The sequence below is a fragment of the Micromonospora mangrovicola genome, assembly GCF_047200535.1.
Lineage (GTDB): Bacteria > Actinomycetota > Actinomycetes > Mycobacteriales > Micromonosporaceae > Micromonospora.
The window spans coordinates 68,792-89,070 of sequence record NZ_JBJZOG010000003.1; the positions used below are offsets into that span (position 1 = coordinate 68,792).

Below are 20,279 nucleotides of genomic sequence, written 5' to 3' on the forward strand. Positions count from 1 at the left end.
CGGTGCGTCAGGGGCGGGTCAGTCGTCCAGGCCGACGGGGGAGTCCGGGCGGTCGACGTCCACGAACTCGATGTCGTCCAGCTCGCGGGCCCGGCTGCCGGCGGCCCGGGCGGCGGTGCCGGCGGCCCAGCCGAGCGCCGCACCGGCCAGGGCCGCGGCGATCAGCAGCGTCCAGGGCAGCGCCGGCCGGCGGCCAGCGAGGGCGTCGAAGGCGAGGCCGGCCCGGCGGCGGGCTTCGTCGGCGGCGGAACCGACCAGGCCGGTGGCGTCATCGGCCAACCCGGAGCCGTTGCGGCGGGCGGAGCGGGCGGCGTCCTTGACGCTGTCCCCGGCGGAGTCGAGGGCGGAGATCAGGTGCTGCCGCGCCTGGTCGGCGATCCGCTCGGGCTTGCTCCGGCGGTCCAGCAGATTGCTTCCGAACATCGTGCTACCTCCTTGGGGGTGCCGGAGGCCCGGCGGCGGCCGGACTCCGGTGCTCAGCCAGCGCGTGACGGTCTCCTGACCGGCCAGTGCCCGTCCCGGACCCGGCGCAAACCACGCCCGCCGGCCGGGGGCCGCCGAACGGCGCAGGCCGGGAGGAACCAGCCTAACGCGCCGGGGCGGGCTACCGGCCGGACGAGCGGGGGGCCGCTACCCTGGTTCGGCGGATCGGCCGGGGTCGGACGATCGTTGGATGAGCGGCGACACCTGTCGCAGGGAAATGGGAGCTGGAAGGTCCGGATTGGGATGCCCAGGTGTGCCCAGTCCGCGAATTGCTCATCCCGAGGGGTGGCGACCGAGGCGGTTGGAGGAATACGCTCGGTCGCGGCCCGCGTACTGATGAGGCGCCCGTACGGGCGAGTGGAGGTGCTCGCGTGAGCCTGTCGATCGTGAAGTCGGTTCTGCCGGGTGGTGTCATCCAGATCGCCCCGCGGGGCGAGATCGACGTCGATACCGCGTACGAGGTACGGGAAGCGATTGCCGAGGTGCTCGCGAAGGGCCGTCCGGCCCGGATCGAGCTGAACATGCGGTTGGTCACCTTCATCGACTCCGTCGGCATCAGCGCCATGGTCGCCGGTTTCCAGACCGCCGAGGTCAGCGGCGTCAAGCTGGTGGTCACCGAGCCGAGCCGCTTCGTGCACCGGCAGCTCTGGGTCACCGGCCTGCTGGGCCTCTTCGGCGCTCCCGAGCCCTACTTCGCCGACAGTGGCTCCGAGGTCCTCCCCGGGGCCTGACACCCACGCTCAGCCTCCGAGGCCGGACAGGTCGACGTCGGCGACCTCGGTGACCGCCCGGACCGCGGTGACCGAGGCGTACCCGCTGGCGAGCAGGGCCAGATCCGTGCCCGGCTGGACGGACTGTCCGGGTTCCTCCAGTGAGGTGCGGACGAAGCCGTGGCCGGTCTCGGCGACCGTCATCTGCACCTGACCGAAGCTGGCCAGCGAGCCCTTGCGCACCCCACGCAGCCGGCCGTGCGGCAGGTCCGGGGCGTTCACGTTGAGGATGCTCTCCACCGGCCCGGCCAACAGCCGGGGCAGCAGGTCCAGGGCCACCCGGGCGGCGGTGGACCAGTGCCGTTCGGCGTCGCGTACCCGAGCGGCGGCGGCCACCGCGGCCCCGCCGCTGGCCGCCGTGGCGTCTCCGGCGGAGAGCACGTCCAGCGACACGGCCATCGCCCGGCAGCCGTTGGCGGCGGCGGTGAACGCGGCGCCCACCGTGCCCGAGTGCAGCACCGCCCGGCCGGCGTTGGCCCCCCGGTTGATGCCCGAGAGCACCACCGTCGGCGGTGGCCCGAACGCGCCGTGCACCGCGATCAGCGCGATGAAGCCGGGCGAACCGCCGACCCCGTACGCGGGCACCCCGGGCAGCTCCGGCAGCGGGTGGTCACGGACCACGACGTGCCCGTTCTGCTCCACCGCGGTCATCGCGGCGCTGGTGCCGCTCGCCTCCTCCAGCGGCGCGGCCACCACCACGTCCAGCCCCCGGTCCACCGCCGCCTTGGCCAATGCGCCGATGCCCGGTGCGGCGATGCCGTCGTCGTTGGTCACCAGGATCCGTGGCATCATCGCTCGGCCGCCCGCTCGGCCAGCTCGTCCGGGGTGGTCCGCTCCTGCGGCCGGGAGCCCGCCGGCACCAGCCGGACCCGCTCCACCAGCCCCGTGATCGAGTCCAGCCGTCCGGTGCCCAGCCCGTGTCGGGTGACGTTGAGTGCCCCGGCCGCCGCGCCGGTGCGGATCGCGGTGCGCACGTCGCCGCCCCGGGCCACCACCGCGGCCACCCCGGCGGTCATCGAGTCACCCGCGCCGCGCGGGTCGGCCGCCTCCAGCCTCGGCATCTCCACCTCGAAGACCTCCCCGTCGACCAGGGCCAGCGCCGGCCGCTCGGCCCGGCTCACCACCACGGTCTCCGCGCCGGTGGCGTGCAGGTCGTACATGGCCCGGGTGAGCTCCTCCTCGTCGTCGCCCCCGACCCGGCCGTCGGCGATCAGCTCCTCGTGGCTGATCTTGAGGAAGAAGACGCCGCTGGCCAGCACGGCGGCGAGGTGCTCGCCGCGCAGGTCCACCACCACCCGGCTGCCGTTGGCGCCCAGATCGGCGGCGAAGCGCCGGTAGAGGTCGGCCGGGACCAGGTCGGGATGGCTGGGCCCGCTGAGCACGCTGACCGGGGCCCGCAGCCCCTCGCCGAGCGTGAGGTTGTAGAGCTCGTCCAACTCGTGCCGGCTCAGCGGGTGGCCGGTCACGTCGACGATCTCCCGCCGGCTGCCGGCCCGGCGGTCGTGCACGTAACCGCCGCTGCCGCCGGAGTCGCGCACCACCACCCTCAGTTGCACCCCCTCGCTGATCAGCAGCGGTTCGAGCACCTGGCCGATCTCACCGCCGAGGCTGGTGCAGAGCGTCACCGGCACGCCCAGGGAGAGGATCATCCGGGCCTGCCACACCCCCTGCCCGCCGGGGTGAAGGTGCAGTTCGGGGTGGTCGGCCGGCTGGTCGACGGTGACCGTGAGCCGCGGTGTCGGCGCGAACACCATCACGTGCGCGCTCATCCGGCGTACCCGTCCATGCCCGGCCTCCTTGTCGCGCCGTCCCGGCGCGCCGGATTCCCCGCCCGCCCCCGTGTCATGCCGGCACGGTGGGGACCTTCGACCGTTGCCAGGCCGGCCCGGGTACGGGACGATCGTGCGGACCGTCGACGGCGAGGGGGAAGGCTTGCTCAGCAGCGACAGCTTCAGCTACACCGTGCAGGCCCGCTGCCCGCGGGCGGAGGCGTCCGCTCTGCTCAGCGACCTGACCCGGCAGGACGAGCTGCATCCGCTGATCGTCCGGGTCCGTGAACTGCCGCCCCGGCCCGGCGCCCTGGCCAGTTACGCGATCACCGACCGGCTGGAGTTGGGTCCGCTGCACTTTCCGGTCACCTACCAGGCCGACGTGCTGATCGCGAACGACGACGAGGTGGTAACCGTGGCCCGGCAGCAGCCGGCCACCACCGTGCGCAACCACACCCGGCTGCGGGACGAGCCCGACGGTGTGGTGCGGATCGACGTCGAGATCACCCTTTCCGCCCCGGCGCCCCTGTTCGGGTACGCCTTCCGGCAGGCCCGCGCGGCCCACCTCGGCCTGGCCAGCCGGCTCGGCGCGACCCTGGAGCAGGGGCGCGCCGGCTGACTCAGGCCCGCCGCCCGGCCGGCACCGCCTGCCGGGCCGCCGGCGCGGTCGCCCGCCGCAGCCGCCCCCACGGCTTGTAGGTGGACAGCACGGTGGCGACGAGCAGCAGGGTGGTCGAGACGGCCGGCGCGACGACCAGATCGGCCCGCAGGTGCGGGGATGCGTCCGCGCCCAGCGCGCCGAGTTCCCGGACTCGTGGGGTGAGCGCCAGCAGCACCAGGCCCAACATCACCGTGGTGATCGCGAACTTCACCAGCACCCAGCGCCAGCGCAGCAGGCCCCACGGGGTGAGCAGCGCGCTGATTACCCCGATCAGCCAGACCGCCACGCTCAGCGGGGCGAACAGCCAGGTGACCAGCAGCCCGGCGGTCGGGTAGACCACCTCGGGGTCGGCCCCGCGCAGCCCGGCGACGCCCAGGGTGAGCAGCACCAGGTCCGCGCCGAGCCAGCCCAGCGAGGTGACCAGGTGCACGGTGAGCAGGGCCTTGCGCCCGGCGGGGGAGAGTCGGCTCATGCTGCCGATCCTGCGCCGCCGGACGGGTGGCGTCGTGGGGCCGGAGACGACATCCGGTGTACGCCGCCGGACGTACGGTGGCCCGCCGCACGGCGGGCCACGGTACGTCAGTAGACCGACAGGTGGACGTGGTTGGTGTGGTCGCTGGACGGGTCACCGTTGCCGCCGCTGTACGCCTTCCACCCGCTGCTCGGCAGCCAGATCTGCTTGTACCAGATCACGTAGAGCACGGCGAGCGCGTCGGAGTTCCGGATGAAGTACGCCGCCAGGTTGTTGCCGTACGTCTTGTCGCCGCCGGTGGCCACCCCGCCGAAGCCGTCCTTCTGGGCGGCGAAGTCGCAGGCCCGGCCCTTCGGGTGCTCGCCGGATCCGCTGGGCCGGTAGCAGGAGACGTACCGGGTGAACCCGGCGGCCTTGGCCTGCTGGAGGGCGTGCAGCGTGCGTGGGGTGATGCAGCCGTCGGCGGGCGTCGGGTCGTTGACGCTGCACGACTCCGGCGGCCAGGAGCCGTCGGCGTTGCGCGGCGCGGGAGTGGCGGTCGCGGTGGACGTGCCGCGGGTGCCGCTGCTGTCCGTGGTGGCGGCCTTCTTGTTGGCCACCTCCAGCGCGTGCTCGGCCTGCTGCTTGCGCTTGGCCATCACCGCGACCTGCTTGCGCTGTTCCTGGATCTCACCGTTCAGCGCGGTCTGGGTGCGGGTGGCCCGGTCCCGGGTGTCGATCAGATCGCGCAACGCCCGGTCCTCGTGCGCGGCGACCTGCCCCAGCGCGGCGGCCCGGTCGAGGAAGCCCTCCGGGCTGCCGCTGCCGAGCAGCGCCGAGGCGGTGCCGAGCCGTCCGCTCCGGTACGCCACCGCGGCGATCTCGCCGACCTTGTCGTCGCGGGTGCCCAGCTCGGCGTCGATGGTGACGAGTTGGGCGGCGAGCTCCTTCTGCCGCGCCACCGAGCGGTTCAACGCGGTCCGCGCCTCCAGCCAGCCCTTGCTGGCCGCGTCGAGCTGGGCGCGCAGGGCGGGGGTGCCGCCCTCGTCGTCGCCGGGCGCGGCGGCGAGCAGGCCGGTCGGGGAAGCCGCCGAGGCGGGGGAGACCGGCACGGTCGCGACGCCGAGGGTGAGCGTCGCGACGAGCAGGGCCGCCAACCGGGCGGCCGTCCGTCGTACAGGTGCCACTGATGGCATTCACGTTTCCTTCCGTCAACCGCCGACCGGGTTAGCTGACGGGTTCGGGACGGAAGATCCCTACCGCTGGCGCGGATGCACCCCAGGTACGTGGTTCCCCGGCTCGCCGTGCTGCGGCGATTAGGCGACGGCCGCCCCTGGCGCCGGCGGGCGCCGCCCGGCGGAGGCCGCGACCGAGCCTACCGGCGGGCCCTCGACCGGGCCCGGGTGGCGGGGCGGTCAGTCAGGGTTAAAACCGGCATAGCCACACAATAGCCACTTGGATTTAAGATTGTCCTAATTACCACTCGACCGGCCTGCAGGCCCCGGGGGACGCTCCGGGTTCGGTCTGCAACGTGGCGTGATCGATGCCGAAGTCCTCGTGCAGCGCGGCCCGGGCCGCCGCGAGGACCTCGCCGACCTCCGCGCCGGGCGTCATGGTCAGGTGCGCCGAGGCCACCTCCATGCCGGAGGTGAGCGTCCAGACGTGCAGGTCGTGCACCTCGGCGACGCCGGGCACCGCGGCCAGCCGGTCGTGCACCGCGGTCACCTGGAGGTGCTCCGGGGCGGCCTGCACCAGGATGCGCACCGCGGCCCGGCCGAGCCGCCAGGTGCGCGGCAGGATGAACAGCCCGATCGCGACCGCGACCACCGGGTCGGCCCACCACCAGTCGGTGAGCGCGATGACCAGGGCGGCGCCGATCACCCCGAGCGAGCCGAGCAGGTCGCCGAGTACCTCCAGATACGCCCCGCGCAGGTTGATGCTCTCCTGGGCGCCGCTGCGCAGCAGCGCGAACGCGGCGACGTTGGCGAGCAGGCCGAGCACCGCCACGACGAGCATCGGGCCGGCGAGGACCTCCGGTGGCTCGCCGAACCGGCGGACCGCCTCGACCAGCACGTAGACCGCGACCGCGCCGAGCAGCACCGCGTTGGCCAGGGCGGCCAGCACCTCCAGCCGGTAGAGCCCGAAGGTGCGCTGCGGGTCGGTGTCGGCGCGGCGGGTGGCGGTGATCGCGGCCAGGGCCATCCCGATCCCCAGCACGTCGGTGAACATGTGCCCGGCGTCGGAGAGCAGGGCCAGCGAGCCGGTGATGAACGCGGTCGCCGCCTCGACCAGCATCAGGGCGGTGAGCAGTCCGAACGCGGCCCAGAGTCGACCCCGGTGGCGGTGCGCGGCGTTGGCCGCCATCCCGCTGTGGTCATGACCCGCGCCCACGTCCACACCCTCTCGTCCCGCGCCCCGGCCGGGCTCAATCTATGCTCACATCGCTATGTGTGCAAATGAACGCCGGATGTCCCCGGCCCACCCGCACGGGGGACACTCAGCGCACCGGATCGAGGGTGACGAGGCGCTGGGTGGCGCGGGACAGCGCCACGTAGAGGGTCCGCACCCCGGAGCCCGGGTCGGCCCGGATCTCGCTCGGAGCGACCAGCACCACGCCGTCGTACTCCATCCCCTTGGCCTGGAGGCTGGTCACCACCTGGAGCCGGCCGCCACCGAGGTCACCCAGCCAGCCGGCCACCTCGTCGCGGCGCGGCACCGGACTGATCACGCCGACCGTGCCCTCGACCGCGTCCAGCAGAGTGCGGGCCGCCTCCACCGTGGCGTCGGGCAGCCCGGCGGCCGGCACGGTCCGCTCGATCGGAGCCACCCCGGTGGAGCGCACCGCGGTCGGCAGCGCCAGGTCCGGGTAGAGCCGGCGGATCTCCGCCGCCGCCACCGCGAAGATCTCCGCCGAGTTCCGGTAGTTGGTGGTCAGCTCGTACCGGTACCGGCGACGACGTCCCAACGCCTGGTCGCGGGCCCGGGTCAGCTCCTGCGGGTCGCCGGTCCAGGCCGTCTGCGCCGGGTCGCCGACCACCGTCCAGGAGGCCAACCGACCCCGCCGGCCGATCATCCGCCACTGCATCGGCGAGACGTCCTGGGATTCGTCGACCACCACGTGGGCGTAGTCGCGGTAATCCTCCGGCCGCTCCCGGGCCGCCGCCCGGGCCGCCCGCTGCCGGTCGGCGTACGTGCTCAGCTCACGGACACCCCCGGCGAGCTGGAACGGGTCGCGCCGGGGCTTCGGCCGCCGGACCGGCTTGCCCAGCAGCGCGTCCAGCTCGTCCAGGAGCGCCACGTCAGCGATGGTCAGTCCCTCGGTGTCCAGGCTCCGGTACGCCCCGGCGAGCAGCCGGATCTCCGCCCCGGACAACACGCCGCCGGCGTACCGGCGCAGTCGCTCCGGACGGGCCAGCCAGCCGAGCACGTGCCGGGGGTGCAGCCGGGGCCACCACGCCTTCAGGAACTCCCGGAACTCCGGCCGCTCGATGATCTCGTCCTCGAACGCGGGCTGCTCCGGCAGCCGGCCCACCCGCAGGGTGCGGGCCTGCGCGTACAGGGCGGCGAGCACGGCGTCGAAGCCGACCCGGCGCACCTCGTTGCGCCGCGCCCCGCGGGGCAGCGCCCGGTCCCGGATCGCGTCCAGCTCGGCCCGCTCCAGCCGGAGCAGCTCGCCCCGGTAGAGCAGGCGCAGTTCGGTGGGGGCGCCCGGCACCGCGTCCCGGACCGCGCGCTCCAGCACCCGGCGCATCCGCAGCGAGCCCTTCACCGCCGCCACCTCGGGCGGGTCGGTACGCGTCGCCGACATCCCGGGGAACAGCGAGCCGAGCGAGTGCAGGGTGGCGGTCTCCTCGCCGAGCGAGGGGAGCACCGAGGCAATGTACTCGACGAACACCCCGGACGGGCCGACCACCAGGATGCCGCCGCCGGCGTACCGGGCCCGGTCCGAGTAGAGCAGGTACGCCGCGCGGTGCAGGGCCACCGCCGTCTTGCCGGTGCCCGGGCCGCCGGAGACGATCGTGACGCCGTTGCCGGGGGAACGGATCGCCTCGTCCTGTTCCCGCTGGATGGTGGCGACGATGTCCCGCATGCCCCGCCCGGTGGCCCGGGACAGGGTGGCCAGCAGCGCGCCGTCGCCGACCACCGCCAGGTCCGGCGGCGCGGACTCCGGGTCGAGCAGGTCGTCCTCGATCCGGGTGACCTTCTCCGCCGACGACTGGATGGTGCGGCGGCGTACCACGCCCATCGGCTCGGCCGGGGTGGCCTGGTAGAAGGCGGCGGCGGCCGGCGCCCGCCAGTCCACCACCAGCGTCTCGGCCTGCTCGCCGCGCACCCCGAGCCGGCCCACGTGCAGGACCTGTCCGGTACGCAGGTCGAGCCGGCCGAAGACCAGCCCCTCGTGCTCGGCGTCCAGCACGTGCCGACGCTGCGCCGCGTGGAAGACCATCGCGTCCCGCTCCACCAGCGCGCCGAAGTTGCCGACCCGGGCCAGCCGGTAGCCCTCCCGCTCGGCCTCGGCAGCCGCGCGACGGAGCTCCGCGAGCCGGGCGTACACCCGGTCGAGATGCCGTTGTTCGACGGCGATCTCCCGTTCCAGGGTGGTCTGGTCGCTCAACGCGGGGGCTCCTGATGGTCACGTGGCGGGTACGGGCGGCTGAATGAGGGTACGGGCCCGGCGTTCCGGCCCGTGTCGGGGCCATGCCGGTGCCCGGTCTCCGCCCGCGCCGGTTGCCCGTTATCCGGCCGTTCCCACCCCGGCTCCGGCCGCTCCCGCCGCCGGCCGGTCATCCACGTCGTCGGGCCGCCGGGCGACCGTCCGCCGGCAGGTCGCCGGTGCCCGCACCGCGCGGGCCGGGGCCGCCGGCCGGGCCAGCGCCCGGTCGAGCACCGCGGCGAGGGCCGCATTCACCTCGTCCGGGCGCTCCATCATCAGCATGTGCCCGGCCCCGGGGCAGACGGTCAGCTCGGTGCTGGACAGCGTCGCGGCGATCGACTCGGCGCAGGGCGGCGGGGTGAGCCGGTCCCGGTCGCCGACCAGCGCGGCGGCCGGCAACTCGCCGAGCGCGGCCAGGGTGTCCAGCCGGTGCTGGGCGCCGATCGAGGCGCGGAACCCGCCGATCGAGCGGAGCGAGGCGTGCGCCACCGCCGAGGTGACCAGGCGGATGTCGAACGGGTCGCAGCGGTCGCCGAACAGCATCCAGCGGATGCTGGGCCGCAACGCGCGCAGCAGGGCGCGCGGGGGCCGCCAGGAGCCGCATCGGGCCAGCACCCCGGCGCCCGTGGTCTCGGCGAGCCGGATCAGCCGGGCGATCCGCGGCGAGAGCCCGTAGACGGTGTGGGTGTGCCCCTCGGCGGTGGTGGAGACGAAGACCAGCCCGGCGGTGCGGGCGGCGAAGTGCCCGGGGTGGCGGTGCGCGTACTCCATCACCGTCATCCCGCCCATCGAGTGCCCGACCAGCACGATCCGCCCGCGCGGGGCGATCTCGTCCAGCACCGCGGCGAGGTCGTCGCCGAGCTGGCTCAGGGTCGCCGTCCGCAGCGGCATGCAGCTCGACCGGCCGTGACCGCGGGCGTCGTAGGTCACCACCCGGATCCGGTCGCCGAACCGGGCCCGCAGCGCGGCGAGCTGGCGGTGCCAGCTGCGCCCGTCCAGCGTCCAGCCGTGCAGCAGGATCGCGGTGATCTCGGCGTCCACCGGTCCGGTGGCCTCGGCGTGCAGGCGTACGCCGTCGGAAAGCCGTACCTCCAGGTGTTCCGGCATCGTGAACCTCCCCGGGCCGGCCGGCGTCGCTCACCGGCGTAACCCGGCGGTAACAACCGGCTACCCGTCATGACAACACGCCAACCGTGGTGGTGAGAAGATTCCGAACCCGACTGCGCGCGTTCGGATCGGTGACCACCCTTGAGGCATGCCGCCGCCGAGCCGCACCCCGGCCACCCGGACCCCGCGTGGCGCCCTGGCCGAGCTGCTGGCCGGCAACCGCCGCTTCGTCAGCGGCCAGCCGGTGCACGGCCACGACGTCACCGCCGCCGCGGCGGTCGCCTCCGGTGACCAGCAGCCCTACGCCGTCGTGCTGGGCTGCATCGACTCGCGGGTGCCGCTGGAGGCGATCTTCGACCAGACTTTCGGCTCGATCTGCGTGATCCGCACCGGCGCGCACGTCCTGGACCGCGCGGTGCTCGGCTCCATCGAGTTCGTGGTCGGCGAGCTCGGGGTGCCGCTGGTGATGGTGCTCGGGCACGAGCGCTGCGGGGCGGTCGGCTCGGCGGTGGAGGCGCTGCGCACCGGACGGCGACCGGCTGGCTCGCTGGCGTACCTGGTGGCGCGGATCGCCCCGGCGGTCGCCGAGGTCGGCGCGGACGACCCGCAGGTCCACCCGCTCGCGGTCCGCCGGCACGTGCGGCGGACGGTGACCATGCTGAGCGCGGACGACCTGCTCGCCGGGCCGGTCGCGGCCGGGCGGGTGGCGGTGGTCGGTGCCCTCTACGACCTGGCCACCGGCGAGGTCGCCCTGCTCCCCGAGGAGTAACGGCCGCCCGCCGCCCGCCGCCCGCCGCCCGTCGCCCGGCTGCGGGCGGGCGGCGATCAGGGGTCTTCCGGCTGCGGGATGCCCCGGATCGCCGTGAACCGAGTCGATCAACCCGGCGGAACCAGGAAAGACAGAACCGCCCGCCGGGTGACCCCGGCGGGCGGTTCTGGGTGTCGCTGGTGAGGGGCTCAGCCCTCGAAGACGCCGGCCTCGACGAGACGCTTCTCGGTCTTGTCCCAGCCGTGGTCCGGGTGGGCGGCGGCCAGGCCGTTGATCTCGGCGCGGATCTTGGCGGCGTGGCCGGCGGCGGCCAGCGTCCGGATCTCCTCGACGAAGGCCTCGGAGTCGGTGCGCAGGTGCTCGGTCTTGCCGTTGGTCAGGTTGCGCACGTAGGCGTGCTTGCCGCCGTTCAGCGGGATCAGGTACTTGAACTCGCCCAGCACGCTGAGGGCGCCACCCTGGCCAGCCTGGCCGGCCCGGACTGACGCGCGCGCGGTCTTAGAGGTGTTGCTCGCCACGGAGGTACTCCTTGAGACGTACGGGAGGACTGAAACGTCCGGGGGCTGTTGCGGGTGACGCCCAGATGAGCCTCGGCCCGCGAAGATGTACGGCGGCGCAGAACCGCCCAGAGAACTGTACACGACCTCGACGCCTGGCTGGTCATCGCGCCGTCACGGGGGTCAACGGGGTCAGCCGCCCGGGTATTTCCCGGCCACCGGCGGCGGCGAATTTTCCGATTCGCTGGCGTACCATCCGTCACAACAGTCATCATGTGTTCCACGGACACCACTCGGGTGCACGAGGTCGTAGGGGAAGACGCACCTCGCTCACCGGGAGGTCACCGTGCCAACGCGTGGCGTCGTTTACGTCCACTCGACCCCACTCGCCGTGTGCTCGCACGTCGAGTGGGCGATCGCGCGCGTCCTCGCCGCGCCGGTCAACCTGGAGTGGACGGCCCAGCCCGTCGACCCCGCCGCCCGGCGCGCGGAGTGCGGGTGGACCGGCAGCCCGGGGACGGGCGCCGAACTGGCTGCTGCCCTGCGGCAGTGGCCCATGATCCGTTTCGAGGTGACCGAGGAACCGAGCCCGGGCGTCGACGGCGAGCGGTTCATGTACGTCCCCGGCCGGGGCCTGTTCCGGGCGACCGTCGGGGCGGCCGGCGACATCCAGCTCGGCGAGGACCGGCTGCGCGCCATCATGGCGTCGGCCCGGGCCCCGGAGGCCCTGGCGCACGCGCTGGACAAGGCGCTCGGCACCGCCTGGGACGCCGAACTGGAGCCGTACCGGTACGCCGGGGACGGCGCGCCGGTGACTCTGCTCACCAGAGTGGGCTGACCACGGGGCAAGTTGCCCCGGTGCGCGGAGCCTGGTGGGATGGGCCCTGTGTCGACCACCCCTCGACGTACCTTGCTCGTGTTCGCCGCGCTGATCGTGCTGCTCGGCTCCGGCTGTGCGAAACAGCCGGGCGGGCCGGCGGCCGGCGGCTCGCCGAGCGCGTCCACCGCACCCCCGAGCCCGACCCCGACCGCCGGTGACCCGAAGGCCCGGGCCGAGGCCCTGGCCCGCGCCCTCTCCGACGAGGACCTCGTGGGCCAGGTGCTGATGCCGTACGCGTACGGCGACTCGGCCACCAAGGTCTCGCCGGCCTCCGCCGCCGGCAACCGGGCCCTCGCCGGGGTCGACACCCCCGCCGAGATGGTGGCGAAGTACCGGCTCGGCGGGGTGATCCTGGTCGGCTTCAGCGCCGACGACCCCACCTCCGGCAATCAGGAGACCACCAACGTCGACAACCCGAAGCAGGTCCGCGAGCTGACCACCGGCCTGCGCGCGGCCGCCGGCAAGCTCCCCGCCGGCTCCGCGCCCTTCCTGATCGGCACCGACCAGGAGTACGGCGTGGTGACCCGGATCACCGACGGGGTCACCCTGCTGCCCAGCCCGCTCGCCGCCGGCGCGGCCGGCGATCCGGCGCTGACCGAGGCCGCCTGGCGGGCGGCCGGCGCCGAGCTGGCCGCCATGGGGATCAACATGGACTTCGCCCCGGTCGCCGACGTGCTGGCCACCCGGAGCACGGTGATCGGCTCCCGCTCCTTCGGCGCCGACCCGAAGAACGCCTCGGCCCAGGTGGCCGGCGCGGTCCGCGGGCTGCAGGCCGAGGGGGTCGCGGCCAGCGTCAAGCACTTCCCCGGGCACGGCCTGACCGCCGCCGACTCGCACAAGGACCTCCCGGTCGTCGGCCAGTCCCGCGCCGTGCTGGACGACACCGCGTTCCCGCCCTTCCGCGCCGGGATCGACGCCGGCGCGATGGCGGTGATGTCCGCCCACCTCGACGTCAAGGCCATCGACCCGGGCACGCCGGCCACCTTCTCGCACAAGCTGCTCACCGACGTGCTGCGCGGCCAGCTCGGCTTCGACGGGGTGGTGATCACCGACGGGATGAACATGGCGCCGGCCAAGCGTTGGCCGCCGGGAGAGGCGGCGGTCCGCGCGCTCAACGCCGGCAACGACCTCATCCTGATGACCCCGAACGTGGGCCAGGCGTACTCCGGCCTGCTCGCCGCGCTCAAGGACGGCTCGCTGCCCCGGGCCCGGCTGCTCGACGCCGTGATCCGGGTGCTGACCATGAAGTTCAAGCTCGCCGACCGGCCCACCCCGGACCTGTCCACGCTGGGCGCACCCGAGCACCGCAAGGCCGCCGACGCGCTGGCCGCCGCGGCGGTGACCGTGCTGCGCGGCACCTGCGGCGCGCCGGTGACCGGCCCGGTCACCGTCACCTCGTCGGCCGGCCGGAACCGTACCCGGGCGGCGCTGACCGAGGCGCTCACCGCCGCCGGGGTGAAGGTGGTGCCGAGCGGCGGGACCGTGGTGCACCTCGTCGGATACGGCGACGGCGCCGACGACCTGCGCGCCGGCGCGGCGGTGACGGTGGCCATGGACACCCCGTACGTGCTGGCCGGCGCGAAGTCGCCGACGCTGCTGGCGACGTACTCGTCCAGCCGGGCGTCGATGACCGGGCTGGCCCGGGTGCTCGCCGGTAAGGCCCGCCCGACCGGCCGGTCCCCGGTGAAGGTGCCCGGCCTGCCCGCCACGACCTGCGGCACCTGACCCTGCGCGGGGCCGGCTAGCGGCCCCGGGCGGGACCGGCCCACTGGTAGCGTCGGCCCCGTCCACCGCCGCAGCGAACCGGGGGGTCGAGCGTCGTGACCGCACCGCAGCCGGCCCTGTCCGTGGTGGTGCCGATGTTCGACGAGGAGGCCGTGCTGCCGCTGCTCGTCGAGCGGCTGCGCGGCGTCCTCGACGGGCTCGGCGAGACCTACGAGGTGGTGGCCGTCGATGACGGCAGCGCCGACGGGACGGCGGCGGCGCTGGCCGCGCTGCGGGCCGGCTGGCCCGAGCTGCGGGTGCTGCGGCTGAGGCGCAACAGCGGCCACCAGGCCGCCCTGCACGCCGGGCTGCTCCGGGCCCGGGGCGGGTACGTGGCCAGCATCGACGCCGACCTGCAGGACCCTCCCGAGGTGATCGTCGAAATGCTCCGCCGGGCGCGCGCCGAGGGGTTGGACGTGGTCTACGGCGTCCGGGCCGACCGCAGCCGGGACACCCGGTTCAAGCGGTGGACCGCCGCCGGCTACTACCGTCTCGTCCGCCGGCTGGTCGGTCAGCAGGTGCCGGACCAGGCGGGCGACTTCCGGCTGCTCAGCCGGACGGCCGTGGAGGCGTTGCGGGAGCTGCCCGAGCGCAACCCGGTGCTCCGGCTGGTGGTGCCCTGGCTCGGTTTCCCCAGCGGCGAGGTCGCCTACGAGCGGCAGGCGCGGGCCGCCGGGCGGAGCAGGTATCCGCTTTCCCGGATGGCCGGGCTGGCCGCCGAGAGCGTGGCCAGCTTCTCCGCCGCCCCGCTGCGGGTGGCCACCTGGCTGGGCCTGGCCGGCGTGGCGGTCTGCGGGGTGCTGGTGGTGGTCGCGGTGGTGGCCTGGTTCGCCGGGGCGACCGTCACCGGCTGGCCCTCCCTCTACGTGGCGATCCTCTTCCTGGGCGCGGTGCAGCTGCTCTGCCTCGGCCTGCTCGGCGAGTACGTGGCCCGGATCTACACCCTCGTGCAGGGCCGCCCGGCGTACGCGGTGGCCAGCGACAGCGCCGCCGGGGAACCGGCCCCGCCGGACCCCGCCGAGCTGGCCGACAGCCTGCGGTGACCGCGCTGGCCACCGGGGACGCCACCCCGTCCACCGCCGGCCCACGCCGCCGCCGGGCCCCGCACCGCTACGCCCCGGCGGTCGCCGGATACGCCTTCGCCGCCGCCGTGCTGCTCACCGCCGGCACCCCGGCCGCCGCCCTCGCCCGCTGGACGGCGTACGCGCTGCTGGCCGTCCTGCTCCCCGGCACCCTGGTGTTCCGCGCCCTGCGCCGCCGGGCCCACACCCTGGTGGAGGACCTGGCCCTGGGCGCGGCGGTCGGCCTGGTCCTGGAGCTGGCCGCCTGGGCGGTCTGCACCGGCCTCGGCGTGCCCGGCTGGCTGCGGTTCTGGCCGCTGGCGGTGCTGGCGCCGTTCGCCGCCGTGCCGCGGCTGCGCCGACACTGGCGGGTGCGGTACGCCGCCGCCGTGCCGACCAATTGGGCCTGGTCACTGGCCGGGGTGGTCGCCGGCTTCACCCTCTACCTGTACCGGTCGTTCCTCGCGGTGAACCCGGTGCTGCCCACCAGTGAGGGACAGGCGCAGTACATCGACCTGGCGTTCCAGCTCTCCCTGGCCGGGGCGGCCACCCACCAGATGCCGCTGGAGGTGCCGCAGGCCGCCGGGGAGCCGCTGCACTACCACTGGTTCGGCTTCGCCCACCTGGCCGCGACCAGCCTGGTCAGCGGCGTGGACCTGCCGACGGTGTTCTTCCGGCTCGGCGTACCAGCGCTCTGCGCGCTGGCGGCCGTGCTGGTCGCGGTGGTGGGCTGGCGGATCACCGGCCGGCCGTACGCCGGGGTGGTGGCGGCCGCGCTGATGTTCACGATCGGCGAGTTCGGTTTCGAGAACGGCTGGCGGCAGCTCTTCGGCACCCAGGCCACGTTCATCGTCTGGGGCAGCCCGTCGATGACGTACAGCTGGGTACTGCTGCTGCCGCTGCTCGCCGCGCTCGGCGAGGTCGTCGGCCGGGCACGCGGGGTGCGCGTGCCGCCGCTGGGCCGGGGCGCCTGGGTGCTGGTGGTGCTCTTCCTGGCCGCCTCGACCGGCGCGAAGGCCAGCTCCCTGCCCGTGGTGCTGGCCGCGCTGGGGCTCACCGCCGCGGCGACGCTGGCGACCCGCCGCCGGCTGCCCCGGCGCGTGCTGGTCGCCGCCGGGCTGGCCCTGGCCGCGCAGTTCTTCGCCACCGTCGTGCTCTTCGCCTTCGAGAGCCACGGGGTGACCGTCGACCCGTTCTCCGGGTTGCGCCCGTACCTGCCGGCCGGCCGCTCGGCCGGGTTCACCGTGCTGGTCTGGGCCGGCGTGTTCCTGGCGTTCCTGCTCAGCCTCCAGCTCCGGCTCGCCGGTGTGCCGGCACTGCTGCGGGTGCGCCGCGGACGCCTGGAGCCGGTGCAGGTGTTCCTGCTCGGCGGCGCGCTCGCCGGCCCGGCCGGCTACCTGCTGCTCGGCCATCCCGGCAGCAGCAACCAGTACTTCACCCGGACCGGTTTCGCCTTCGGGGTGCTGCTCTCCGGCTGGGGCTGGGCCGAGGTCGCCGACCGGGCCGCCCTTTCCGCGCGGGGCCGCCGGCTGCTCGGCGGCGGGACCGCCGGCTTCGCGGTGCTGCTCACCGCGGTCCAGCTCGCCGCCGCGACCAGCACGCCGGCCACCCCGGCGTACGCCCCGGTGCTGCCGCTGCTCTGCTGGGCCGGCGCGCTGGCCGTGGGGGCGGCGGTGGTGGCCCTGTACTGGCCGGCGCTGGTGGGCCGCTGGCCCGGGCTGGCCGGCCGGGGCGGGCTGCTGCTGCTCACCGCCGTGCTGGCGGCCGGGGCGCCCGGTCTGGTGCTGGACGCCGCGGCGGCCCGGAAGTACCCGAACGGCGGGTCGTACCCGGTGGTGGCGATGCCGGCCTCCCGGGTCGAGGCGGCCCGCTGGGTGTACGTGCACAGCGCCCCGGACGACGTGCTCGCCACGAACGTGCACTGCCGGGCGGTGGTGGACGGCTGGTGCGACGCCCGTTCGTTCTGGCTGAGCGGCTACGCGCAGCGGTCGGTGCTGGTGGAGGGGTGGGCGTTCGCGCCCCGGATGGTGGGCCGGCCCGAGGGTCCGTACGCGCCGTTCTGGGACCCCGCCCGGCAGCGGGCCAACGACGAGGCATTCACCGCGCCCACCGCCGCCGGCCTGGCCGCCCTGCGGGACCGGTACGGGGTGCGCTGGCTGGTGGTCGACCGCGAGATCGGCCGCGAGTCGCCGGCGCTGCGCAGCCTGGCCGACCTGCGGCACGACAACGGCCGGGTGGCCGTCTACCGGCTCCGCTGAACACTCACTCCCGGTTGTTCCGCGCGGTCTGCTTGGCCAGTTGGTACGCCGGCAGCATGGCCTGGTGCTCCGCGTCGTCCGCCCCGCCGACGGTCAGCAGGAAGCGTCCCCAGATGGTCGACACCAGGATCGCCCGCTCCCGGGTCCCGCCGGGCCCGACGAAGGACGCCTCGAAGGCGTCGAGCGGGCCGGCCTCGGTCCGCCGGTACTGCCGCTCCGTGGCGTCGTACGCGTCGAGGAACCTGTCCATCGTGTCCTGCTGGCCGAGGCGCGCATCCGCCGTCCAGACCCGGAGGAAGCCGAGGTGACCGGCGGGTTTGGCGTCGACCTCGCAGACCGGCACGGCGTCGCCGATCGCGGCGTCCCGGCCGACGGTGACCGCCTCCGCCCGCCACCTCGCCGGCACCGAGAAGATGACACCCATCGGGCACGGACTCGCCCTGCCGCCGATGGAGGTGGCCGGCGCGGCCGGGGGACCTCGTCGTACCAGGGCGGGCCGGCGACCACCGGCGAGGCGGTAGGGGCCGGCGACGCCGACGGGCTTGTGGTGGCCTGCGGCTGCCCGTCGCCGCAGCCGCTGGTCACGGCGAGGGCCGACGCGACCAGTGCGGCCGTCGTGGTACGGCGGAACATGCCCGGGTCCTCCTGATGCTGGTGCGGTCGCCTGGCGCCGGCCGGCCCCGATGCTAGTCGATCTTGACGGTCGGGGGAGACCGGTCTCCCGGCGACCCGTCAGGCGGGGCGGTGTGCCCGCAGCATCAGCGAGACGCCGGGCCACTCCCGCACCGGCAGGTACCGCTCGGCCGTGACGACCGTGCGCAGTCCGAGGTTGACCAGCGGGTGCGGCTCGTCCAGGTCGCTGCCGGTGGACCGGCGGCGCCGCCACGCGGCCACCGGGCGCAGCAGCACGTTCCAGCTCCACAGCTCGTCAACGACCAGCCCGGCCTTCTCCACCACCGCACGCAGTCCGGCGCGGTCGTAGCGGCGGACGTGCCCGACCGCCACGTCGTGGGCCGACCAGAGCCGCATGTCCGCCGGCACCGCGATCAGCGCCGTGCCGCCCGGGCGCAGCGTACGGCGGATCTCGGCGGCCGCGAGGTGGTCCTCGTCGAAGTGCTCCAGGATGTCGAAGGCGACCACCAGGCCCAGGCTGGCCGAGGGGACCGGCAGGTGCCGGGCGTCGGCCCGGATCACGGCCAGCCCTCGGTCCCGGGCCACGCCGGCGCCCTCCACGCTGTGCTCCAGGGCGAGCGGTCGCCAGCCGTGCGCCCGCAGCACCCGGGTGTTGCCGCCGCCGGCCGCGCCGACGTCCAGCGCCCGCCCCGGACGCACCCCGTCCGCCGCCAGCCGTCGCAGCGCCCGGCCCAGCAGGACCCGCCGCTCCCGGTACCACCAATGGGTGTCCTCGAGCGCGGCGAGCTTGCGGATCTCGGTCGCTTCCACGGGGCGCTCCTCGACGTTCGCGGCGGCGGCCTCACCCTAGCCGCCGGGGCGGCGCCCGGCCGGGACCGTCGCGAAACCAGGTGCGGGCCACGGTGGACGCTGGGAGGCTCAGCGGCCATGGGACAGCAGGCGCAGGGTTTCCGGTACGTCGAGCGGGCCGACGGGTCCGTCGTGATCACGCACCACGGCCGGGTCGCCGGCACGCTGCGCGGTGGCCGCGCGGCGGAGTTCCTCGCCGCGGTGGGGGACGATCCGCAGCTGGTCGTGGCCCGGTGGACCGGCAACCACCGGCGGGGCAACGAGCGACTCGCCCGGCAACGTCCGCGCAACCGCGGCTGAGACGCGGTCGGGGCCCGCGCCCGGATGGACGCGGACCCCGTCGGTACGACCGGTGGTTGCCGCGGGACATCGCCGCGCGCGCCCCGGCCCGGCGAGCGCCTCGGCGATCCCGCCGCCGGGGCTCCGCCGGCTCGCCGGGGCGGCTGTCAGGCCCGCGTGAAGACGAGCGCCACGTTGTGACCGCCGAAGCCGAACGCGTTGTTCAGCGCGGCCGGGATCTCCATGTGGCGTGCCTTGTGCGCGGCCACCTCCAGCGTGAGGCCCTCGTCCGGGTCGTCCAGGTTGATCGTCGGCGGTACGACGCCGTCCCGGATGGCCAGGATGGTGGCGATCGACTCCAGCGCGCCGGCCGCGCCGAGCAGGTGCCCGGTCATCGACTTGGTGGCCGACAGCACGGGGTGGTCGCCGACCGCCTTGCGCAGCGCGCCGATCTCCAGCATGTCGCCCACCGGGGTGGAGGTGGCGTGCGCGTTGACGTGCACGATGTCCGCCTTCGCGACGTCCGCGTCGGCGACCGCCTTCGCGATGGCCCGGATCGCGCCCTCGCCCTCGGCGTGCGGCTGGACGATGTCGTACGCGTCCGAGGTGATCCCGGCGCCGGCGAGGCGCGCGTAAACCCGGGCGCCGCGGGCGGCGGCGTGGTCGGCGCGTTCCAGGACGACGGTGCCCGCGCCCTCACCGAGCACGAAGCCGTCGCGGCCCTTGTCCCACGGCCGGGAGGCCTTCTCCGGCTCGTCGTTGCGGGTCGACATGGCCCGCATCGAGGCGAAGCCGGCGATCGGCAGCGGGTGGATCACCGCCTCGGTGCCGCCGGCCACCACCACGTCGGCCCGGCCGGAGCGGATGATGTCCAGGCCGAGCGCGATCGCCTCCGCGCCGGTCGCGCACGCGCTGGCCACCGAGTGGACCCCGGCCTTGGCTCCCAGTTCCAGTCCGACCCAGGCGGCCGGACCGTTCGGCATCAGCATCGGCACGGTGTGCGGGGAGACCCGCCGCGGGCCGGACGCCTCCAGGATGTCGTCCTGGGCGAGCAGGGTGGTGGCGCCGCCGATGCCGGAGCCGACGCTGACGGCCAGCCGCTCCGGGTCCAGCCCGGAGTCGGCCAGCCCGGCGTCGGCCCAGGCCTGCTGCGCCGCGATGATGGCGATCGCCTCGGAGCGGTCCAGCCGGCGCAGCCTGACCCGCTCCAGCACCTCGGACGGGTCCACCGCGAGCTGGGCGGCGATCCGGACGGGCAGTTGCGCGGCCCACTCCTGGGTGAGGGCACTCACCCCGGAGCGGCCGGCGAGCATGGCGTCCCAGGTCGACGCGACGTCCCCGCCGAGCGGGGTCGTCGCGCCGAGCCCGGTGACGACGACGTCGGGGCGACTCAT

Annotated in this window: 20 protein-coding genes and 1 riboswitch; of the genes, 8 read left to right on the forward strand and 12 right to left on the reverse strand. The window is 75.0% G+C overall.

Going from position 1 to position 20,279, the window contains the following annotated elements:
• Positions 1-18: 18 nt before the first annotated feature.
• Positions 19-423, reverse strand: a complete 405-nt coding sequence (locus ACL02O_RS02025) for a hypothetical protein (RefSeq protein ID WP_412816184.1) — start codon at positions 421-423, stop codon at positions 19-21.
• Positions 424-854: 431 nt separating this feature from the next.
• On the opposite strand from ACL02O_RS02025, the gene ACL02O_RS02030 reads away from it, so the two are divergent.
• Complete coding sequence (locus tag ACL02O_RS02030) at positions 855-1,214, forward strand: STAS domain-containing protein (RefSeq protein WP_393184951.1); 360 nt, start codon at positions 855-857, stop codon at positions 1,212-1,214.
• Between the two features lie 9 nt (positions 1,215-1,223).
• Here ACL02O_RS02030 and surE read toward each other — a convergent pair whose 3' ends face one another.
• Both surE and ACL02O_RS02040 read right to left on the reverse strand, forming a co-directional pair.
• Positions 1,224-2,045: a 5'/3'-nucleotidase SurE gene (gene surE, locus ACL02O_RS02035; RefSeq protein WP_412816185.1), complete on the reverse strand. Its 822-nt coding sequence runs from the start codon at positions 2,043-2,045 to the stop codon at positions 1,224-1,226.
• A complete protein-coding gene (locus ACL02O_RS02040; RefSeq protein ID WP_412816186.1) occupies positions 2,042-3,022 on the reverse strand; it encodes a 1-phosphofructokinase family hexose kinase in 981 nt (326 codons plus the stop codon). Before ACL02O_RS02040 ends, surE begins: the two co-directional genes overlap by 4 nt.
• Positions 3,023-3,155: 133 nt before the next feature.
• Between ACL02O_RS02040 and ACL02O_RS02045 the strand changes: the two genes are divergently transcribed.
• Positions 3,156-3,641 (forward strand): SRPBCC family protein, encoded by a 486-nt coding sequence (locus ACL02O_RS02045; protein WP_412816187.1) that lies wholly within the window; start codon positions 3,156-3,158, stop codon positions 3,639-3,641.
• 1 nt (position 3,642) lies between these two features.
• Here ACL02O_RS02045 and ACL02O_RS02050 read toward each other — a convergent pair whose 3' ends face one another.
• The 5 genes from ACL02O_RS02050 to ACL02O_RS02070 all read right to left on the reverse strand — a co-directional run bounded on the left by ACL02O_RS02050 (position 3,643) and on the right by ACL02O_RS02070 (position 9,895).
• On the reverse strand, positions 3,643-4,155 hold the full coding sequence (locus ACL02O_RS02050; protein WP_412816188.1) for a hypothetical protein: 513 nt from the start codon (positions 4,153-4,155) through the stop codon (positions 3,643-3,645).
• Positions 4,156-4,262: 107 nt separating this feature from the next.
• Positions 4,263-5,330, reverse strand: coding sequence for a coiled-coil domain-containing protein (locus tag ACL02O_RS02055; RefSeq protein WP_412816189.1), 1,068 nt, complete (start codon positions 5,328-5,330; stop codon positions 4,263-4,265).
• Between the two features lie 5 nt (positions 5,331-5,335).
• Positions 5,336-5,467, reverse strand: a riboswitch (cyclic di-AMP (ydaO/yuaA leader).
• A 143-nt stretch (positions 5,468-5,610) separates the two neighbouring features.
• Complete coding sequence (locus tag ACL02O_RS02060) at positions 5,611-6,525, reverse strand: cation diffusion facilitator family transporter (protein WP_412816190.1); 915 nt, start codon at positions 6,523-6,525, stop codon at positions 5,611-5,613.
• Positions 6,526-6,631: 106 nt separating this feature from the next.
• Positions 6,632-8,749, reverse strand: a complete 2,118-nt coding sequence (locus tag ACL02O_RS02065) for a HelD family protein (RefSeq protein ID WP_412816191.1) — start codon at positions 8,747-8,749, stop codon at positions 6,632-6,634.
• A gap of 120 nt (positions 8,750-8,869) precedes the next feature.
• A complete protein-coding gene (locus ACL02O_RS02070; RefSeq protein ID WP_412816192.1) occupies positions 8,870-9,895 on the reverse strand; it encodes an alpha/beta fold hydrolase in 1,026 nt (341 codons plus the stop codon).
• A 148-nt stretch (positions 9,896-10,043) separates the two neighbouring features.
• On the opposite strand from ACL02O_RS02070, the gene ACL02O_RS02075 reads away from it, so the two are divergent.
• Positions 10,044-10,664, forward strand: coding sequence for a carbonic anhydrase (locus tag ACL02O_RS02075; RefSeq protein ID WP_412816193.1), 621 nt, complete (start codon positions 10,044-10,046; stop codon positions 10,662-10,664).
• A gap of 188 nt (positions 10,665-10,852) precedes the next feature.
• Here the strand turns inward: ACL02O_RS02075 and ACL02O_RS02080 are convergent, their stop codons facing one another.
• A complete protein-coding gene (locus ACL02O_RS02080) occupies positions 10,853-11,182 on the reverse strand; it encodes a hypothetical protein (protein ID WP_412816194.1) in 330 nt (109 codons plus the stop codon).
• 325 nt (positions 11,183-11,507) lie between these two features.
• On the opposite strand from ACL02O_RS02080, the gene ACL02O_RS02085 reads away from it, so the two are divergent.
• The 4 genes from ACL02O_RS02085 to ACL02O_RS02100 all read left to right on the forward strand — a co-directional run bounded on the left by ACL02O_RS02085 (position 11,508) and on the right by ACL02O_RS02100 (position 17,124).
• Positions 11,508-11,999, forward strand: a complete 492-nt coding sequence (locus ACL02O_RS02085) for a DUF3145 domain-containing protein (protein WP_412816195.1) — start codon at positions 11,508-11,510, stop codon at positions 11,997-11,999.
• Between the two features lie 39 nt (positions 12,000-12,038).
• Complete coding sequence (locus ACL02O_RS02090; protein WP_412816196.1) at positions 12,039-13,766, forward strand: glycoside hydrolase family 3 protein; 1,728 nt, start codon at positions 12,039-12,041, stop codon at positions 13,764-13,766.
• Between the two features lie 95 nt (positions 13,767-13,861).
• On the forward strand, positions 13,862-14,848 hold the full coding sequence (locus ACL02O_RS02095; RefSeq protein WP_412816197.1) for a glycosyltransferase family 2 protein: 987 nt from the start codon (positions 13,862-13,864) through the stop codon (positions 14,846-14,848).
• Positions 14,845-17,124 (forward strand): hypothetical protein, encoded by a 2,280-nt coding sequence (locus ACL02O_RS02100; protein WP_412816198.1) that lies wholly within the window; start codon positions 14,845-14,847, stop codon positions 17,122-17,124. The genes ACL02O_RS02095 and ACL02O_RS02100 overlap by 4 nt, the downstream gene beginning before the upstream one ends.
• 4 nt (positions 17,125-17,128) lie before the next feature.
• Here ACL02O_RS02100 and ACL02O_RS02105 read toward each other — a convergent pair whose 3' ends face one another.
• Both ACL02O_RS02105 and ACL02O_RS02110 read right to left on the reverse strand, forming a co-directional pair.
• Complete coding sequence (locus ACL02O_RS02105) at positions 17,129-17,902, reverse strand: lipoprotein (protein WP_412816199.1); 774 nt, start codon at positions 17,900-17,902, stop codon at positions 17,129-17,131.
• Complete coding sequence (locus ACL02O_RS02110; RefSeq protein WP_412816200.1) at positions 17,857-18,567, reverse strand: class I SAM-dependent methyltransferase; 711 nt, start codon at positions 18,565-18,567, stop codon at positions 17,857-17,859. The genes ACL02O_RS02105 and ACL02O_RS02110 overlap by 46 nt, the downstream gene beginning before the upstream one ends.
• Before the next feature lie 117 nt (positions 18,568-18,684).
• Here ACL02O_RS02110 and ACL02O_RS02115 point away from each other — a divergent pair, with 117 nt between their 5' ends.
• Complete coding sequence (locus ACL02O_RS02115) at positions 18,685-18,906, forward strand: hypothetical protein (RefSeq protein WP_412816201.1); 222 nt, start codon at positions 18,685-18,687, stop codon at positions 18,904-18,906.
• Positions 18,907-19,052: 146 nt separating this feature from the next.
• On the opposite strand, the gene fabF is transcribed toward ACL02O_RS02115, so the two are convergent.
• Entirely contained in the window at positions 19,053-20,279 is a 1,227-nt protein-coding gene (gene fabF, locus ACL02O_RS02120; protein ID WP_412816202.1) for a beta-ketoacyl-ACP synthase II, read from the reverse strand.

What these genes read in the sequence shown, in the direction of transcription:
- ACL02O_RS02090 (WP_412816196.1), top strand. Translation starts at nt 12,039, where the DNA reads ATGGGCCCTGTGTCGACCACCCCTCGACGTACCTTGCTCGTGTTCGCC.
- ACL02O_RS02055 (WP_412816189.1), bottom strand. Translation starts at nt 5,330, where the DNA reads ATGCCATCAGTGGCACCTGTACGACGGACGGCCGCCCGGTTGGCGGCC.
- ACL02O_RS02050 (WP_412816188.1), bottom strand. Translation starts at nt 4,155, where the DNA reads ATGAGCCGACTCTCCCCCGCCGGGCGCAAGGCCCTGCTCACCGTGCAC.
- ACL02O_RS02025 (WP_412816184.1), bottom strand. Translation starts at nt 423, where the DNA reads ATGTTCGGAAGCAATCTGCTGGACCGCCGGAGCAAGCCCGAGCGGATC.
- ACL02O_RS02075 (WP_412816193.1), top strand. Translation starts at nt 10,044, where the DNA reads ATGCCGCCGCCGAGCCGCACCCCGGCCACCCGGACCCCGCGTGGCGCC.
- surE (WP_412816185.1), bottom strand. Translation starts at nt 2,045, where the DNA reads ATGATGCCACGGATCCTGGTGACCAACGACGACGGCATCGCCGCACCG.
- fabF (WP_412816202.1), bottom strand. Translation starts at nt 20,279, where the DNA reads ATGAGTCGCCCCGACGTCGTCGTCACCGGGCTCGGCGCGACGACCCCG.
- ACL02O_RS02115 (WP_412816201.1), top strand. Translation starts at nt 18,685, where the DNA reads ATGGGACAGCAGGCGCAGGGTTTCCGGTACGTCGAGCGGGCCGACGGG.
- ACL02O_RS02070 (WP_412816192.1), bottom strand. Translation starts at nt 9,895, where the DNA reads ATGCCGGAACACCTGGAGGTACGGCTTTCCGACGGCGTACGCCTGCAC.
- ACL02O_RS02040 (WP_412816186.1), bottom strand. Translation starts at nt 3,022, where the DNA reads ATGAGCGCGCACGTGATGGTGTTCGCGCCGACACCGCGGCTCACGGTC.